Annotated in this window: 15 protein-coding genes; all 15 read right to left on the bottom strand. The window is 53.0% G+C overall.

Annotation, left to right across the window (positions count from 1 at the left end; genetic code table 11):
• Positions 1–57 precede the first annotated feature (57 nt).
• Entirely contained in the window at positions 58–1,293 is a 1,236-nt protein-coding gene (gene dgoD / locus LX87_RS24260) for a galactonate dehydratase (protein ID WP_111630890.1), read from the bottom strand.
• 125 nt (positions 1,294–1,418) lie between these two features.
• Positions 1,419–2,966, bottom strand: coding sequence for a SusD/RagB family nutrient-binding outer membrane lipoprotein (locus tag LX87_RS24255; RefSeq protein WP_111630889.1), 1,548 nt, complete (start codon positions 2,964–2,966; stop codon positions 1,419–1,421).
• Positions 2,967–2,993: 27 nt separating this feature from the next.
• Positions 2,994–6,128 (bottom strand): SusC/RagA family TonB-linked outer membrane protein, encoded by a 3,135-nt coding sequence (locus tag LX87_RS24250; protein WP_111630888.1) that lies wholly within the window; start codon positions 6,126–6,128, stop codon positions 2,994–2,996.
• A 116-nt stretch (positions 6,129–6,244) separates the two neighbouring features.
• Positions 6,245–7,486: a mandelate racemase/muconate lactonizing enzyme family protein gene (locus LX87_RS24245; RefSeq protein WP_111630887.1), complete on the bottom strand. Its 1,242-nt coding sequence runs from the start codon at positions 7,484–7,486 to the stop codon at positions 6,245–6,247.
• 60 nt (positions 7,487–7,546) lie between these two features.
• A complete protein-coding gene (locus tag LX87_RS24240) occupies positions 7,547–8,584 on the bottom strand; it encodes a LacI family DNA-binding transcriptional regulator (RefSeq protein WP_111630886.1) in 1,038 nt (345 codons plus the stop codon).
• 191 nt (positions 8,585–8,775) lie between these two features.
• Positions 8,776–8,967, bottom strand: coding sequence for a hypothetical protein (locus LX87_RS24235; protein ID WP_111630885.1), 192 nt, complete (start codon positions 8,965–8,967; stop codon positions 8,776–8,778).
• Positions 8,968–9,004: 37 nt separating this feature from the next.
• On the bottom strand, positions 9,005–9,622 hold the full coding sequence (locus LX87_RS24230; protein ID WP_111630884.1) for a sterol desaturase family protein: 618 nt from the start codon (positions 9,620–9,622) through the stop codon (positions 9,005–9,007).
• Position 9,623: 1 nt separating this feature from the next.
• Positions 9,624–10,208: a DUF4833 domain-containing protein gene (locus LX87_RS24225; RefSeq protein WP_111630883.1), complete on the bottom strand. Its 585-nt coding sequence runs from the start codon at positions 10,206–10,208 to the stop codon at positions 9,624–9,626.
• Positions 10,209–10,237: 29 nt separating this feature from the next.
• Positions 10,238–11,155 carry a PfkB family carbohydrate kinase gene (locus LX87_RS24220; protein ID WP_111630882.1) on the bottom strand — a complete coding sequence of 306 codons (918 nt, stop codon included), beginning with the start codon at positions 11,153–11,155 and terminating at the stop codon, positions 10,238–10,240.
• Between the two features lie 34 nt (positions 11,156–11,189).
• Positions 11,190–11,951 carry an HAD family hydrolase gene (locus tag LX87_RS24215; protein ID WP_111630881.1) on the bottom strand — a complete coding sequence of 254 codons (762 nt, stop codon included), beginning with the start codon at positions 11,949–11,951 and terminating at the stop codon, positions 11,190–11,192.
• Between the two features lie 13 nt (positions 11,952–11,964).
• The gene (locus LX87_RS24210; RefSeq protein WP_111630880.1) at positions 11,965–12,990 is read right to left on the bottom strand and encodes a lysylphosphatidylglycerol synthase transmembrane domain-containing protein; all 1,026 of its coding nucleotides are present in this window, start codon (positions 12,988–12,990) and stop codon (positions 11,965–11,967) included.
• Positions 12,971–13,945: a CDP-alcohol phosphatidyltransferase family protein gene (locus tag LX87_RS24205; protein WP_111630879.1), complete on the bottom strand. Its 975-nt coding sequence runs from the start codon at positions 13,943–13,945 to the stop codon at positions 12,971–12,973. The genes LX87_RS24210 and LX87_RS24205 overlap by 20 nt, the downstream gene beginning before the upstream one ends.
• A complete protein-coding gene (locus LX87_RS24200) occupies positions 13,942–14,805 on the bottom strand; it encodes an ATP-grasp domain-containing protein (protein ID WP_111630878.1) in 864 nt (287 codons plus the stop codon). Before LX87_RS24200 ends, LX87_RS24205 begins: the two co-directional genes overlap by 4 nt.
• Positions 14,806–14,831: 26 nt before the next feature.
• The gene (locus LX87_RS24195) at positions 14,832–15,542 is read right to left on the bottom strand and encodes an NTP transferase domain-containing protein (RefSeq protein WP_229310804.1); all 711 of its coding nucleotides are present in this window, start codon (positions 15,540–15,542) and stop codon (positions 14,832–14,834) included.
• Between the two features lie 40 nt (positions 15,543–15,582).
• Positions 15,583–18,132, bottom strand: a complete 2,550-nt coding sequence (locus LX87_RS24190) for a DUF5686 and carboxypeptidase-like regulatory domain-containing protein (RefSeq protein WP_111630877.1) — start codon at positions 18,130–18,132, stop codon at positions 15,583–15,585.
• Positions 18,133–18,148: the final 16 nt, after the last annotated feature.

Below are 18,148 nucleotides of genomic sequence, written 5' to 3'. Positions count from 1 at the left end.
CCCTGTCAACGGGCAGCCACGAATCCCGTAAACCGAAAACGGCAACCGTATGATTCATTACCAGTCGACCACCGAGCCATCCAGCGCGTTATAGCTTTCCGGATTTTTCCAGTCGTGACCGATTTTATCCTTCATCTGCGCGTCGTCCAGTTCAATGCCCAGCCCCGGTCCTGTCGGAACCAAGACCGTGCCATCCTTCTCCAGCTTAAACGGTTTTTTGAGGTAGCCTTCACCCAGCGACACCTGTTCCTGCACCAGAAAATTGGGCACACTGGCGGCCAGGTGCAGCCCCACGGCCAGCGAAATCGGCCCCATCGGGTTGTGCGGGGCAATGGGCACGTAATAGGCTTCGGCCATGCCCGCGATGATGCGGCCCTCGGTGATACCGCCCGCGTGGCAGAGGTCCGGCTGGATGATGCTGGCAGCCCGTTTTTCCAAGATTTCGCGAAAGCCCCATTTGGTAAAAATCCGCTCCCCGGTCGCAATCGGCAGGTGGGTTCCGCGGGCAATATCCACCAGCACATCCACGTTCTGGGCCTGCACCGGTTCCTCGACAAACATCGGTTTATACGGTTCCAGCTCCTTGATCAGCAGCTTGGACGTTTGCGGAGGAATTGCCCCGTGGAAGTCGATGGCAATGTCCATGTCCGGGCCACCCGCTTCCCGCAGCGAGGCAAAGTTATCAATAGCGTACTGAATGAATTTCGGATTTTCGACAATGTTGGCCGGATTTTTTTTGGCAACACCGGTTTTGATCACGGTATAGCCTTCGGCCTTCCGCTTCTTAATATCCTCGGCATTGCTGGCCCGCCCATAAATCCGGACCCGGTCGCGGGTGGGGCCGCCCAGCAGTTCGTACACCGGAACGTTGAGCAATTTGCCTTTGATGTCCCACAAGGCGTGGTCGATGCCGCTCAGGGCACTCGTCAGAATCGGGCCGCCCCGGTAAAAGGCGTGCCGGTAAATGGCCTGCCAGTGGTGGACAATGGCCCGGGGATCTTTGCCGATCAGGTACGGCTCCACCTCTTTGATAGCGGTCTGGATGGTTAAGGCCCGGCCTTCGAGCAGCGGTTCGCCCAGGCCCACAATGCCTACATCGGTGTGTATTTTGAGGAAAATCCAGCGGGGTTTGACCAGAAAGGTTTCCAGTTTGGTAATTTTCACTTTGCCATAATCGCGGAACTGGCCGGGGTTATGGGCGTACGAAGTTTCGGGTAAGGCCATGAGTCCGGCACCGGCCACGCCCAGAACGGATTGAATGGCGGAACGGCGGGTTAGTCTTGATGATGCCATGTATTAGAAAGGGTTTAAATTTATGGGAATAATTACACAGAGTTTATCAGAGGAGATCGGAGGTAATCAGGGTTGCTCTGCGTTACTCTGATGTTCTCTGATAAACTCTGTGTAATAGCTTAAATTCATTTCTTATCCCACCAGACGCGGGTGCTCAGTGTATTAGGCCCCTGCCGGGCGATGGCTTCGTTGACATTCTGCTGATTGACCACGGTTTCGCTGTCCGGGTACGGCATCCGGCGGATAAAGTCCTCGGTAATCTCCGAAGCCGGATACGGATTTTTCGCCAGGGCCGGAAAACCGCTCCGGCGGAAGTTGGCAAACAGTTCGGGGCCGTTCAGGAAGGAAGCCACCCAATATTGCGTGTTGATCTGCTCCAGCGCCCTGGCCGGATCGAACGGGTGGGCCGTCAGATACGCTTGGATAGCGGCTTCAGGAATAGCAGCAGCCGGGTCGAAAGTGGCCATTTGCTCCATGTTGGCCCGGACGCCTTTCGTGTAATAATCGGCGGCACTACCCGTAATCCAGCCCCGCTGAGCGGCTTCGGCCAACAGCAACTGGGTTTGGGAATAGGTGACGTGAAATTCCGGCGCATCGAGCTTTAGCACGGTTTTCAGGTTGACCTGCGAAAAATCCCACAGACTAGCCACCCCATACTGCGCCAGAACCGCCGGGGTCGAAATCGTCACGTTGTCGTAGCCCATCGGCATCCCAACCTGTACTTTCGGGTCGCTCGACGCCCGGGTATCTACCTGTTCCGGCCCACCTTTGGCCCCCACATACCGCACGGCAATCGATCCCAAACGCGGGTCGTTGTTGGTTTTCAAATAGTTTACAAAAGGAGCCGCCAGATAAAAATTGGTTTTCTCACGGGCCTGCAAGTGGTTGGCAATCCAGTTGTTATACAAAGCCGTATGCCGCATCACCGCGTTGTCGTCGTTGGACTGCATCACGCCCCCGGTTACGGCTTTCGTTACGTAATTTCGGGCCGTCGTGGGGTCTACTTTGACCAAACGCATTCCCGCCCGCAGCATCAGCGAATAGCCAAACCGCTTCCATTTCACGACATTGCCACCGTACAAAATATCAGTCGATTCGACGGCTTTGGCGGCATCCAGCCCCGCCGAGGCTTCGTCCAGTTCTTTCAGAATATCCCGGTAAATAAACTCCTGGCTGTCGTATTTCGGCGACGTAATTTCGCTGATGTACCCTTTGGCGGCTTCCGTATACGGAATATCGCCGTAGGTATCCGTCAGAATCATGAACGAATAGGCTTTCCAGATGCGGGCCATGTGGTACAGGTTGGTGCGGTTGGGGTCGTCTTTGGTTTTTTCCACCACATCCACGATCTGTTTCAGCACGTTCCGATAGAAATTCTGCCAGACGAGCGGGGTGTTGCTCACGTTGTTCTGGTTGTAATTGGCCCCAGCCAGCGAACTGCCGTAGGGCGTAATAATCTGCTGCACAATGCCAAACTCGTAACACAGCATTTGCAGCGTTCCAAAACCGTCGAGGTAGGTCGCGTCGATGATCGCTTTGTTCATCACAAACGACGGTGCCAGCGTGGTCGGGTCGACTTTATTGGTATTGATCTCGTCGAAATTATCGTCACAGCCGGAGAGCAGACAAAGCGCGGTCAGCAGGCCGAACAGGTAGTTGGTTTTCGTTTTCATGGCGAAAGTTGTCTTTTGTTCAACGGCTTAAAACTTGATGTTCAGGTTGAAACCCATGCTCCGCGTGGGCGGCAAACTCGGCCAGAAATCCAGCCCCGTTGCGTTGTCCGACGCGTTGTTGACCATTTCGGGGTCCATGTTTTCGGTCCATTTTTTCAGCACCGCCACGTTGTTGGCCACGGCGTTCAGCCGAAGTCCCTTGATGAAAAATTTCTGGGGCAGCAGCTTCGTAAAATCGTAGCCAATCGTAATCTGCCGCAGCTTCCAGAACCCGGCGTTGTAGATAAAGTCCTCGTAAATGCCGAGCACGTTGGGCGTTTCGTAGAACGGCTGAATTGGTGAGCGGGTGGTGTTGATTTCGCCGTCGGGGTTCACACCCTCGCCGATGACGTACCCCTGCTCCCGGCCCACCAGCGTTTTCTTGTGCAAACCGTGCCGCAGGTAATTCATGTTCTGCCCGCCAATCATTTTAAAGCCTAACTTGAAGTCAATCAGCGTTGTGAGCATAATGCCCTTGTAAGAGAAGCTGTTCGTAATCCCGCCAAAGTATTTCGGCAGGGCGTTCCCGACATTGACCGGCGTGTTGTTGCGCAGGGGCCGCCCGCTGCCTTTGTCGAACACCTGCCGCCCCTGCTCATCGCGGAGGTAGTTGAACGTAAACAGTTGCCCAATCGGTTTGCCCACCACCTGCCGGAGCGTACTGCCGCCCGAACCGCCGACAGTAATCATGGTATCGGCCGGCGACAGGCCCAGCGTCAGGACCTCCGAGGTGTTGTAGGCCAGGTTGGCGCTCACATCCCACTGAAAAGCCGAGGTCTGGATAGGCGTTCCGGTCAGCAGCACCTCAACGCCTTTGTTCATGCTCTTGCCGACGTTAATGAGCTTGTTGGTGTACGACGATGCATCCGAAATCTGGGTCGCCAGAATCTGGTCTTTCGTGATCTTGCGGTAATACGTGAAATCCAGTCCCAGCCGGTTATTGAAGAATTTCAACTCCGCTCCCACCTCGGCTTCCGACACCCGCAGGGGGCGTAGGTTTCGGTTGGGCACCGACGACGCGTTGATACCGCCCACCGGCACGAGCTGGCCCGAAGGAGTCGGGAAATTGTTGTTGTTGACGGCGTAAAACAGGGCGTTGGAATACGGGCTCACGTTGTCGTCGCCCACCTCGGCGTAAGCCGCCCGCAGTTTCCCGAACGTCAGCCAGGTGGGCAGGTTGCTGAAGGCCTGCGAGAACACGAAACTTCCGGTTACCGACGGGTAAAGAATGCTGCGGTTTTCGGGCGAGAGCGTCGAGAACCAGTCGTTGCGGGCCGTGGCATTCAGGTACAGAAACTCCTTGTACGAAAGGGTGGCAGCCGCGTATAGCGAGTTAATTTTCCGCTCCGACAGGCTGTACAACGGGTTTTTCACCCGGCCGTTCATGACGGTATACAAACCGGGCTGCACAAAATCCTGCACCGTTACGCTGTTGTAATCCATCCGGACAAACCGCTGGTTACCGCCCAGCGTCACATCCACGCCAAGGTTGCCGAAGGTGTGATTGCCGCCCAGAATAAAGTCGTAGTTCCGTTCGACAAACTTGCGCACATCCTGCGTGTACGAACCGTTGACGTAACCGGCGGGGGCTTTGGCAATGGGCGCATACCCGTTCGGAATGTTGTAGTCCTGATTCCGGGTGTACAAATCCTGCGCGAGTCGTCCCTGCAAATAGAGCCATTTGGTAAACTGATACTTCAGCGCGACATTGCCAAAAAGCCGGTCGCGCTTGATGTTTTCAAAGTGATAATAGGCGGAGTAATACGGGTTATTGCGCACCAGAAACCGGGAAAACACAAATTCATCGCCGTTGGGCATCACCGGGTGTTCTTTCAGCGCTTCGAGCGGCATGGAGTTGGCCAAGGTCATAATAACCGTCGGAATGGCAAAATCCTGGGTGTTGAGCTGCGTCGGGTTGCGGTTGTACTCGTTCGAGTAATTGATATTTCCGGAGGCCACCAGGTTTTTGTTGATGTTCTGCGAAAAGCCCAGGTTGATGGTTTTACGGTTAAAATCCGAGTTGGGCGTGATGGCCTTGTTGTCGGTATTGGCGAAGGACAGGCTGAAACCGCCGTTCTCACCGTTGTTGGAAACCGTCACGGTATTCGTAAAATTGGTGCCGATGTTATAGAACTTCCGGATTCGGTTACGCACCGGTTCGTAGGGGTAAACATCTCCGTCGAACAGCACCTGCGTCATACCGGGTTGAAACTTTTCGCCAAAACTCCAGACCCCCGAGGTCGGATACGGCGTGGTGGGCCGCACACCGCCCTCGCCCTGACCGTATTCGTACTGAAAATCCGTGAAATCCAGCGGAGTTTCGGTGGTAAAATTGGCATTGTATTCCACCCCGAACCCTTTGCCCGCGCCCCGGCTTTTGGTCGTAATCATCACCACACCGTCTTTGGCCCGCGAACCGTAAAGAGCGGCCGCCGTGGCTCCTTTCAATACCGTCATCGTCTCGATGTCGTCGGGGTTGATGCTCGAAAGACCGTCGCCCCCGTCGGAGTTGTTGGCCGACCGGTTGCCGTAGTTCCCACCGATGGCGTAGTTCGAGTTGTCGACCGGTACGCCATTAATCACGATCAGCGGGTTATTCTGCCCACTAAACGACGACTGCCCCCGAATCCGGATTTTGGAACTGCCGCCCGGTCCGGTCGACATGGTGGAGATGTTTACTCCCGCCATTTTCCCCTGCAAACTCGTCATCAGGTTCGGACTGCGGTTGGTCGAAATCTGGTCGGCATTGACGGTGGCTGTGGCATACCCCAGCGTTTTCGATTCCCGCTTGATCCCGAGCGCCGTCACCACCACTTCATTCAGACTCTTGGTATCCTCCACCAACTGAACGTTGATCACCGACCGGCCATTGACCGGAACCGTCTGGCTCACGTAACTGATATACGAGAACACAAGGGAAGCATTGGCCGGGGCATTAAGCGCATAATTGCCATCGGCGTCGGCCACCGTTCCCTGCGATGAGCCACTGATGAGCACGTTCACACCGGGCAGCGGTTTTCCATCCGAACCCGTTACATTACCGGTCACCCGGCTGGTCTGGGCAAAGCCGTAACCCTGCCCCAGCAACAGGAGCAGAACTAAGAGTTTTACAGGTTTTTTCATGGTTATGTTTAGGAATAATTGGTGAAATGAATGATGAGTTAGGAGTGATGAATGAAGAGTTAAGAGTGGGCTAGCGCGTCTTTTAACTCTTCATTCATCACTCCTAACTCCTACTTTTACCAGTTGTGGATGGAGCCGTCGGGGGCTTTCAGAATCGGATGCGGAAACTTGGTGTTGGACGCAATTTCCATCACAAATGTCGCCTTCTTCGGATCGAATTTCACCCCGAGACCAGGTTCGGGATTCAGGTAGAGCTTGCCGTTGTTAAACCGTATAAAGTCGTCGTTGAAGTAGGGTGGCCGTTCGGGTTCGCCCCCACCCAGTTCCATCAACGCGCGGGCCGGGCTGCTGGAGCCCAGAACGTGCACCAGCGTCGCCGTTGCCAGCGGACCGGTAAAGTGCGGTATCATGCCCACGTAATGGGTTTCGCACATTGAAGCCAGCTTTTTGAATTCCGAAATACCGCCGGTATTGGGGAGCGTAAACCGGGTGTAGTCGATCAGGTGCTGTTCGATAAAGTTATTGCTGTCCCAGCGGTCGCCAAACTGCTCGCCCACCGCAATCGGCACGGTGGTCATCTGTCGCACGGTTTTATACACATCCGGATTTTCCGACCGAATGATGTCTTCGACAAAATACGGTTCGAGCGATTCGAGCGCCTTGCAGATTTTAACGCCTTCGGTGGTGTCGAAGCGGGTGTGCAGGTCAATGGCCCAGTTGCCACTCCCCCCTACAGCGGCATCGATACGTTTGCAGAACTCAATGGTTTTCCTGGCGTTCTGGTAAAAATCAAACGGCTGATCGCCATTGCCGCCGGTGGGCCCAATGCGGTACGACCGCAACCCGGCTTTCAGGCAATCCTGAGCGCGTTCTTCCTCGGTTTTGGCTTTCGACGCCCGGAAGCCGGTGGCATAGCATTCCACATAATCGCGGGTGGCGCCCCCCAGTAATTCATACACCGGAACGCCCAGCGCCTTGCCTTTAATGTCCCAAAGCGCCATGTCGAGCGCCCCCTGCGCGTGCAGTTTTTCGCGGCCCGGCGGGTAGAACATACCCCGGTACAGGTTCTGCCAGATGTGCTCGATGCGGAACGGATTCTCGCCAATCATCATCTGGGCGCATTGTTCAATCATGTCTTTGGAACCACCTTCGCCAATGCCGATGATACCGCCGTCGGTTTCGATTTCGACAATGCCGCGCGCCTGGTTGAACAACGGCTTGTTGTAACCCGGAGCCGCATAATACCGGATTTTGGTAATTTTAAGTTTAGGAACAGCGGCTTCGCTTAACAATGGAAAACCGGTTAATAAAGCGCCGGAACCCAGCACGGCTGATTTCAGGAAGTTTCTTCGTAGCATAAGGCAAGCGTAAGGAATACGAGTTTAAACGATTAAGCACGACTATAAAATGAAAGGCAATCAGGCAACCGGCACTTTGAGTCGGGAGGAATCGCGTACCATGACCTGAGCCTGCATCAATATTTGCTGCTGCTCCGCATTCGAATTTTTTAGTTTGCTGACGAGAATTTCAACCGCCGTTTTGCCCAGTTCCTCCATAGGTTGCAGCACGTAGGTGATCGGGCAATAGTAAAGATCAAAGGCTTCGGCCTGCCCGAAACTGACAATGGCCAGATCATCCGGAACCTTCAACCCCAACGAATTAATGTATTTCAACCCAGCAATTGCCAGCCGGTAGGTCGCAAAAATCAAGGCATCGACTTTGTGATCGGAAGCCAGCATATCGTCGATGCCCGCTTTGATTTCCTCCTCAACGGTATGGAAAGCCACTTCTTTCAGCCACTCCGGCTGAAATGCAATCTGGCCCACTTCCAACGAATCCCGGTAGCCCCGAATCCGCTCCTTCATGTGAAAAAGCCGGGATTTGTACGCAATCAATCCGATGTTTCGGTAGCCCTGCTCAATCAGGTGCGCCCCGGCATCAAAAGCAGCTTTGTGGCTATCCAGGGAAACAAAATCGGTCGGCAGGTCGGGAAAATGACGGTCCAGCAAGACGAAAGCCACGTTTTTGTCGATCAGGTACTGAATCTGTTCTTCCGTGTTTTCGGAGGAGACGATGATAAAACCGTCCACCTGCCGGTTCAGCAGTACATTGATCAAATCCCAGGATTTCTCGGCCTGCTCGTCGGAACTCCCGATGATGACCGTATAGCCGTATTTTTTAGCTTCATCTTCCACAATCCGGGCAATGTTGGCAAAGAACGGATTCGAGATGTCGGCAATAATCAGCCCGATGGTCTGCGTTTTGCCACTGCGTAAACTTTTTGCCAGGTAATTCGGCTCGTAATTAAACTCCCTTGCAATCGCCTTGATTTTAGCCGCAATCTCGTGCCCCACCCGGCTTTCCTTCTCTTTCCCGTTCAACACGTACGAAACCAGCGCAGTTGAAACCTGCGCCTTTTCGGCAATATCCTTCAGGGAAACTTTCTTTTTATTCATAATAGAGGAAGCGGCTGTGCCAAATGTATGTTTAATCGATTAAACAAAAAACAAAATGGTATATTTTTTTTATTTACTTCTATTATTTCAATTCCAATCAATTAATTGTCTGAATCGGTAGGGCCAAAAACGGCTCAGCCCACGCTTGAAAGCGTGGGCTGAGCCGTTTTTAAATAGGTAGGTAACATGGATTAATCCATCGCTTTTCTGACTTTCCTCAACAACCGCCCAATGACCACATGCAGAGCGCCGTTTTCAAACCGGACCAGCATACTCCCGGTTTTGCCCCGAATGCATCGGCCATCAGCGCGCCGGACGGCATCGCACCCTTTTCCCTTTAATTGGGAATCGGTCATGCGATCTCCCAGGTACGTATATTCCATCGTCTGGCCTTGTGGATAAACCCTCCGGTCAAACCGTTTATTTCTTAAAACCGGATTGAAAAACGCGGTCCCAGAGGTCCGAGCTAACGCCGTAGCCGTGCTCCGGATCGGAGTAATGGTGCAGCATATGGTGCTTTTTAACGTTCTTCATAAACGAGCTTTTAAAGTTGTAATGGTGAATGGCATAATGCGTCATATCATACACCAGATAACCACTGATAAAGCCCGTAAAAAAACCGTAGTTATAGGTTGCCGGAAGCAGCCAGTCAAACAAAAAATAAAACAGGGCCGCCAGCGGAATACTGGCCGACGGCGGCATCACCAACCGTTTGGCGTCGTTCGGATAATCGTGATGAACACCGTGAAAAATAAAGTGCAGCCGCCTGCCGATTTCGTTTTGCGGTTCATAATGAAAAACAAACCGGTGCAGCACATATTCGGTCAGCGTCCAGATGAAAAGACCAGCCGCAAAAAGCCCAAGAAACTGCCAGATAGTCAGCCCGGCCACGAAGAGCCCCTGGTAAATTAAAAAGAAAATCAGCGGAATATAAATGACCAGAGGAACCCAGAAATGGACTTTTGAAAACACTTCCAGAAAATCGCTTTTAAACATCCGAATCGATTCCTGGGAATTAGAGACATAATTTTTGGCCATATCAGGAAGGTTTAATACGCTGCGTGACGGTTTTTCCCGTATCGGGATTTGTGCCCCTCAGCTCAATATAAAGGACGTTGGGGTGCCAGAAGGTTCCGCCGTCAATGCGAATAAAAATACGGTTTAAAATGCATTCCTTTTTATCAATATCGACATAAACATGATATTGATTGTCTGAATCTTTCCGGAGATACAACGGGATTTTATTGTACGCGACCGAACGCAATTCATAGGCATCGTTTCCGATGGATTTAGAATTAATACCGTAGGCAAACTTCCGCTGGATAAAGTTCAGATCTTTCCGGTGACCTCCCTCGGGATACCGGATCCAATATCCATGAATCGGATTGTTCTTTTCAAGTTTACCTCCTTTATCCAGATTCAATTCATAGCAAATGGTATTGGTATTCGGATCACGCTGGATGTAAAACATAAGACCGGGCGTTTTCTTCGGTACAGGAAACGCTTCCGGGCTCATCAGCGGGGTACGCGGGCGGGGTTCATCTTTCTGAGCAATGGCACGAGTGCCGTTTAATAGAACCAGCCAGAAAGTCACTACCAGAAAAAGAATACCCGCGTTTTTCATCGTTCGTTGATTTTATCGTGTTTTTTCGATTAAAAAGAAGACACCGTTGACGGTTTTTTGTTTCTGAATTTGCCGACCCGACGGTTTTTTAACACGTCTTCCACCGTCTCCGCCGTTCCGGAAAACGGCCCGGATGATTCGATTTTGAGCGTTGCCATCGCGGCACCAAATTCGCCGGATTCCTGTACGGAGGCTCCTTTTACCTTTTTCCACAGGTAACCCGCCATGTAGGTGTCCCCGCAACCGGTCGCATCGACCACCGCCGAGGGTTCGAAAGCCGGAATGGAGTGAAATTCACCGCCGGTGTAAACAATCGACCCTTTGCTGCCCAGTGTAATGATCACTTCCCGAACGCCCAGATCGGCCAGGTATTTCGCGCCTTCGTGGGGGTCTTCGCGGCCGGTAATCACTTCCATTTCGTGCTCGTTGGCCTTCAGAATGGCTACGTGCGGCAGGGCTTCCTGCTTGTCAACCCAGTCGCGGTACAGGACTTTTTTATTGCTCACATACCGCAGATAGCCCTGAATATCCAGCGAAACCAGCCCCTTCTGCGCCAGTGCTTTCAGCAGGTCCACCGAAATGTCGTCCGAAAGCAGGGGACCCAGATGGTAGATTTTTGCGTCGATGGCGGGCATCCCGTTCACGTCAAACGAATCCGCCTGATGGTGTACGTTCTGCTCCCGGTAATCCTGATCGAGGCTGTAGATATTTTCGAAAAATACCGTGTATTGGCTGGGCAACGCGCTGACGTCAATACCGTCCTGGCGAATACCGTCTACAATGTGGCTTTCCTTATCAGCCAGCGCCGTTACCAGCTTGTAGGCAACATCGAACTGCCGGAGCGCCTTGGAAAAATAAAAAGAGGTTCCGCCGGGCATGTAGTTAACCGATTGGCCGGTAACCACTTTGTCGAGGGTAATATGTCCAATCGTGCAGATATCGTACATGATCTTTAAGGTTAGTGTCGCACAATGCAATAACTTACTGGTAATCAGAAACCGTCTGAGCCGCCTTTCCCGACAAGCGAGTCAGTTGCTCCGGCAGTTGGGCAAAATCGGTAATCTCGGCATCCACTCCCTGAACGGATTCTCCAGTCCGGGACTCTCCAGTCCGGGGAGTATCTTCCCAACCGGCTACGTTGAGCCAGACGGTGCGGCAACCAAGCTGGTGGGCCGGTTGAATGTCTTTCGTATAGGAGTCGCCAATCACCACCGTATTTCCGGCGGGGAGTTGCAGGTAATCCACTCCAAGCTGGTAAATGGCCGGATCGGGTTTGCGGACGCCAACGACAGCGGATTCGATCACGGTCTGGAAAAGGGACCGAATACCGAAATCGTCCAGAACCGTGTTTAGATTCCCGTAAAAATTAGAAACCATCACCAGCGGATACTGTTTAGCCAGTTCCAGTAAAATGGGTTTAGCTTCCGCCACGGTTTGCCGGGCAAACGCGTTACAATCGGCCGCGATGGCTTCAACCGCGCTTTGATCGAGTGCAAAACCGGCTTCGGTCAGAAACTGGAACTGTTGGTCAATCTTTAGCCGCAACACCTCGTAAAACGTATGGTTTGGTTTCACAAGGGGGTTAATCGCCAGCGCCCGCTCTCCGAACGCATAGGCTTTATTAAATATGGCCTGATCGACCGGCACGCTGTATTTCTGATACCGCGCCCATAACACCCCGCCCCAATGCAGGCCGTTGGTGTCGATGGTGCCGCCGTAATCAAATAAAAGTCCTTGTATCATGGTTTCCAGTGGGTTATTCGTTTGTAATCAGTTCGGCGGGCTGGGGTACGGGTTTGGGACGCGCCACCCGCAGCAGGGCCAGTCCGATCAGAATCCAGACAAATTCCCGGATGCGCATGATTACGCCCATAAAAACACCACTCGCAGCCGGAAAACCGATCCACCGCAAGGCCAGCGCCAGACCGCCTTCGCGCGTGCCGAGCTGCATCGGAAAAAAGAAAATCAGGTTGGCAAACAGCGACGAGCCCGAACTGACAATCAGCGACTCCACCACCGACATATTCAGGTTCAGCGCCCGGGCAATAAAATAAATCTCCAGACAGCCCACTACCCGGCCTACAAACTCCAGCAGCAGCGACGCGTAAAAGCGTGGTTTGCGGTCGGCGTACAGAATCCGGATCTGGTGGTCGATTTCCAGCAGCGTTTCCGCTTTGTCCTGAGCCAACGCCCGCGCTTTTTTTCCAACCAGCGGCAATTTTTGGAGCAAACGAACCGTGCTGACGGTAAATCCTTTTTTATAGACCCGGATAAACCAGTAGCCCAGCGCCAGACCGACGGTCAGCAGGATGCCGCAGCCCCACAACATCAGGTCGGTCAGCGGCAGAAACGCAACGATCAGCACGATGGATACCAGCCAGAAAATAATGTGCGAAAACATATGCATCAGGCTGTACAGAATCACCGACGAGCTGGCTTTCCGAACGCCCAGCGCGGGTTTTAATTCCATAATCCGGTAGGGTTCGCCCCCCAGCGCCACAAACGGCGTGATGTAATTGATGGCATACCCGGCAATGGTGATGCGCAGCACCTGACCGAACGGCAGGTTGGTTTCGGGTAATTGCGGTTCCTGAATAACAGCATGGAAGGCCAGCGCATTCAGTACGTAGATGACAAGCCAGCTACCGACCACCGGCAAAAACCAGATGCCGGTTTTGGTGATGTTGAGCCAGATGGCCGCAAACCCCATGACATACATCATGTAGACCAGCGTAACGACCCCGATGGCAAAAAATAAGGCTTTATAGAGCTTTGTACTCATTCTCACGGGACGTTTGTAGCTGCTGGTAAAAATGACGGCTGACGGCTTCCTGCTTCACACACATGTAAATCAGAATGGGGTTCAGCACAAAAATGTCGAAGAGGAAATAAATCCAGGCCTGGTCGATGAACAGCCAGAGAAACAGAAACAGCACCCGCGTGTTGAACTGGACAATGTTCGTGTACTTCATCAGCGGCTTGTTCTGCGCCCGGAAGTCGGTCACCAGCTTAGGCGGCAAACCGTTCGGAAACCGCTGCCGAATGACGGCCAGCAGTTTTTGCAGATTGGGCGAAAGCCGTTCCTGTAACTTGGTATAATTGAGGTAGGTACGCGCAAATAGTTTCATTCCGAAGTCCCTACTCCACGAAAGCCGATCAAAGTCCTTCTGCAAATCGCGGCTGTTGTCCAGTTCACTGCCCGACGTTCCTTTGATGAAAAACAGGTGAACATTCCGGTAATAATCCGCCATAGCCGACTGCACCACGTGCGACAACCCCGCCAGCACCCCCGGCACCCAGATCAGCGCCGACCAGCCTTCGTTCATGCTCCGCAGACAGATGGCCACGTGGATGGAAATAAACCAGAAATCACCGGCTACCCCGTCCAGAATCCGGCCCAGACGGCTTTTGTTGTTGGTCATCCGGGCGAGCTGCCCGTCGGCACTATCCAGCGAATTGGCAAACACCAGCAGGAGCATTCCGATCACGTTGATCGTCAGCGACTGACTGTAAAAGAGAATACCGGCGGCCACCCCGAAAAAGATGCTGACGATGGTTACGGGGTTCGGGGTGATGCCGACCCAGGCACAAAACCGGGCGATCTGGTACCCAATGGGGCGGTAAAACCAGATATCGATTTGTTCCTCGGTATCGGACGACTTCAGGGAGTTCTGGAACGCGCTATTCGCAGGCTCCACGGTATCCGGTTCCGCAGGCTTCTTGCTCAACGTATTCATAACACAGGTTGGGTAAATTTCTGATACAATAAGGCGGCTATCGCGTCGGCGGCTTCCTGGCGGCAGGGCGCAAAACTCGGCCAGTCGTTCAGGTCAATGATGTAAAAAGAACCGTCTTTCGTCACGATGGCATCACCGCCGTAAATATCGACGCCCACCGCCTTTGCCGAAGCCGTCGCCACCCGTTGCAATTCCGCTTCGTCGAACGCGTGGTGGTGCGACTTTCCGTTTATAGCCTCATACTCAACGTACTTGTGATGATTATGTTCGTAGGGGTAAAACCAGAAGAAGAAATCCGTTCCGCGCACGCCGTAGAACTTAACCAGATCACCGGCCAGATGCTCGGAAATCAGGACATCAGGAATGTCGCGCCGGGCGTATTCCCGCAACATTTCGCGTCCCTCCTGACGGCTCCGCACAAATGTCACGTCCTCGCGGTGAATGGCGTGAAAATCGCCCCGTTTGATCCAGAAACCTTTGTCGGGCCACTGCTCAAGCCAGTCGTCATCTGTTGGTGTGGTGGGCACCACCAGGCTACGCGGCACCGGGATATTATTCTCTTCCAGGGCGTTATGCATGTTAATGCGGAAACAGTTTTCAATGCCAAATCCGGAATTGACCACCACCGTTCCAGCGTTTTCGACGGCCTGCAATTTCTGCACCACGGCCTTTTGCCGGGCCATCGTAAAAATGTACGGTTCCGGAATGGTTTCCAGTTTTAAAAATTCGTCTTCACTACAAATGCGAATCTGGTTTCCCAGTTTTTCGAGCGCCTGAGCGGTCAACGAAAAAATGGCATCATCATTTCCAATGTGATTCGGTGAAAACTTCTGATTTCTATATACTCCAAGTAATTTCAATGTGTTAGCTGGTAATCAGTGATTAATTAGTTGACCTCGCTTAAGAAAAGCTCCGCCGTCCGGATGTCCTGCACATGATCGACATCCACAATTTTAGAAAACGGAAAAGCCTTGATCGTTAAGCCGCTTTCGAGCAAATACCGCTGGTAATTCCGCATCCGGCTGGTTCCGCTCTGGATCACTTCGGCCACCGCATCCAGGGCTTTTCGGCGCAGGCAGTAGATACCGCCGGACACAAAAGCCGTTTGGTCGGTTTTCTGGTCGGTAAAAGCCGTGATGGTGCGATCCGGGCCGGCCGAAATAAACAGCGGGCTTTCGTCATCGACAAACGTGGTCACGGCCATTAGCCCATCAAGCTCCGGCTGGCGCTCAAATTCGGTGATGAAGGCCCCAAATTCATCCGCCTTAAATACCGTATCGGTTGTTGCCAGACACAAGGCGTCTACATCCGGGGCGGTTTTGAGCAGTTCGTGGAAACTGTGCAGCGAACTCGGTGTGGACTTCCGGACCAGATCGACGGGAAACGTTCTGCGCAGGGCCGACAGATGGTCTTCCAGCGGGGCCGACTGTTCGTTGATAATGACCCGAATGGACGCCGGACGGTTTTGACTAAAAATGCCGATCAGCCGGTCAATCAATCGTTCGCCGTGCAGGCTAACCATCGGTTTGGGTAGCGTAAAGCCTTCCTGAGCTAAACGCGACCCCTCTCCGGCGGCTATTATCGCGTAATTCATCATTCTCTATGTAGTTGGTGTCTACGGTCTGACGGGTAGACCGTTAAAAATCAAACTTAAACCGGGCCCGAATGCCCCATTCCGATACACCGGGATGGTCGAGGTACGTGAATCGCTTGACCAGATCGACCCGCAGCAGCTTGAAGATGTTGGCAATGCCCACGCTGCCTTCGATGTAGGGTTCCTTGCCCAGCGTATAGCTGATCGAGCGCCCCTGCTCATCAACCGGGAAACGGTAGACATCGGCCACCTTCGCCGGATCGTTCTCCGCCCGTAAGCCCCCCGCCAGCGCCTTAAAGCTTACAACCTCCCGCAGCTTCAAGTGTTTCAGCAGCGGCAGCTTGTTGAACAGAAAACCGTTCAGGTAATACTGCACGTTCACGCTGGCGTAGTGGTCGCTGACAAACTCCAGGAAGTTCATCAGGTTGTAGGAGTTCAACTGGTAGGCGTAGGTCTGGTTGGCCCGGTGAATTGTCAGCAGCGGAAACGGGATGTTCTTGCCCAGAATGTAGCCGCCCTCGGCCGTGGCATCCATATACCCAAACTGCGACAGATAAAACCGCTTCTCCACATTGGCCGCCAGGTTATGGTACTGATAGTCTCCGCCCAGCAGTTTCAGACCCGTGCTGTAGCGCAGGGTAAAGATCGGATACTTGTTGACAATCGGCGTGCGGTACACCTTGCCCTGGTAGAACTGTTCGTTGGGTGCATACCGCAGTTCCAGGCTCGCTTCCGAGTTGTGGAGCACTTCACCGGTGTTCAGATGGCCTTCCGGCACCGATTTGGTGTACTCCAGAATACCGGCCGGGCGCTGGGTTAACTGGCTAAAGCCGACTTTATACGAAAAATGGTTTTCAAACTCCTTGATGTATTCCAGGCGGTAAACGTCGTTGTATAACCAGCGGTTGTTCTCGCCCCGTTTGAACGACAACAGAAAGTTGTCTTCCTGCACAAACTGCAAATCCTGCCCCGGAATCTTGGTATCGCGCTGAAAGCTGGCCTTGACGAAGTGCAGCGGAAAAGCATACACCGACTGGTTGTTGATCGAGTAGGTTCCGCTCAGGAAATACTTCCATTTCTGATCCTTAAAGCCGTAGGCCGCGTAGGTTTCTCCGTACAGGCGTTTGCTTAAGGAAGGCGTGGTGCGCCCCCCAAACCGTAGACGGAAACCCTCGACGGGGTTAAAGCTGTAGAAGGCATTGACCGGTCCGATTTCAAAGGGTCCGGTGTTTTTATAGCCCGCAATCAGCAGCGTGGCATAACTCATCGTGCGCCGGAACGACGGGATGGTTTGCAGCGTGTCAACATTGTGGTAAATCCGGGTTTCCGACTTCTCCAGGGGGATCGGCCGCAGGTTGTTCCATACCGTTTCGTTGGGCTTTTCGGCCGGATTAAAGGCCACTTCTTCTAACGGTCCTACGTATACGCTATCAGGCCGAGTCTGATCAATCTGATAGTCCGAAAAGTGCACCACCCGCTGACCAAAAACACCCGGTGTATTGGGTCCTAAGGAGAACTCCATCGCCAGCGAGGTCTGGCTGGGATGGTAGCGGCCATTCGAACTTTTTTCAAACTCCAGCCGGGCCTCCAGGTCCTGCAAATAGTTCAGGTTGATGTCCTTGTTGACCGTCAGATAGGCATTCTGCACCGCATAATTACCGTCCAGCGTGACAAACAACTGGCCTTCAAACAGCAGGTCGGTTTTGTTGCGGGGCACAAAGCCCAGTTCAATCAGCCAGGGCTGCTGGGTTTTGACCGTATCGCGGATAAAGAACTTATAAAACGTCGGAGCGCTGTTGGCAATGGGACTCAAAAGCTGGTTGGTAGCAATTGAGATGTTGTTGTCATAAATATTGATGTTCTCGTAGAGCCGGTTGAAATACTTGCTCAATCCCTTATTGTCCACAAAGCGGGGGTCAAATTCGGCCCGTCGCTGGGCTTTGACCTGCTGCTTCCTGGCTTCGGGGCTCTTGCGGTAGTAGACCTGCGAGAGCTTTTCTTCCAGATACGCCGGCAGACGGTTTTTACCGTCGGTGGAGTCCGGTTCGGAAAACAGAAACTGATAGTTGCGGAAAATACGCCGGTTTTTAAACCGGTCTGAGAGATTGCTCAGGGCCAGCGATATTTTCTCGTACTGCTGGTATTCGACGTAGGCGTTGCTGCCCATCTGGTTCTGCTCCTTGTGGTCGATCACCTGCCGGATGAGCTGCACAGCCGGATTGTCGCGGTTGCGGTAATGGCTCTTGCCTTTGACCGTCACTTCTTTCAGCAGCGTGGCATCGACGGCCAGCTTGATGTTGATAACCTGCGTCTGACCAACGGTAATGGTTTTTTCCTGACTCAGGTAGCCGACGTAGGAAAACTTAATACGGTTTTTATCGGCCGGTACGCTGAGGCTATATTGTCCATCGGTATCGGAAGAGGTTCCGATGGTGGTTCCGGGTACGACCACACTCACAAAGGGCAGCGTTTCGCCGGTTTTGGCATCGGTAATCACGCCCTTGACGAGCGTGGATTGTGCGGAGGCTATTCTACTGATCAATAATAAGATACCAAGAATAAACGCTCCATTTTTCTGAATAGATCGTAACATTTTAGTACTGATTTCG

This window comes from Larkinella arboricola (genome assembly GCF_003259745.1).
GTDB classification, from domain to species: Bacteria; Bacteroidota; Bacteroidia; order Cytophagales; family Spirosomataceae; genus Larkinella; species Larkinella arboricola.
The sequence above is the reverse complement of the archived record's forward strand: the minus strand, read 5'-3'. Positions and strand labels throughout refer to the sequence as shown.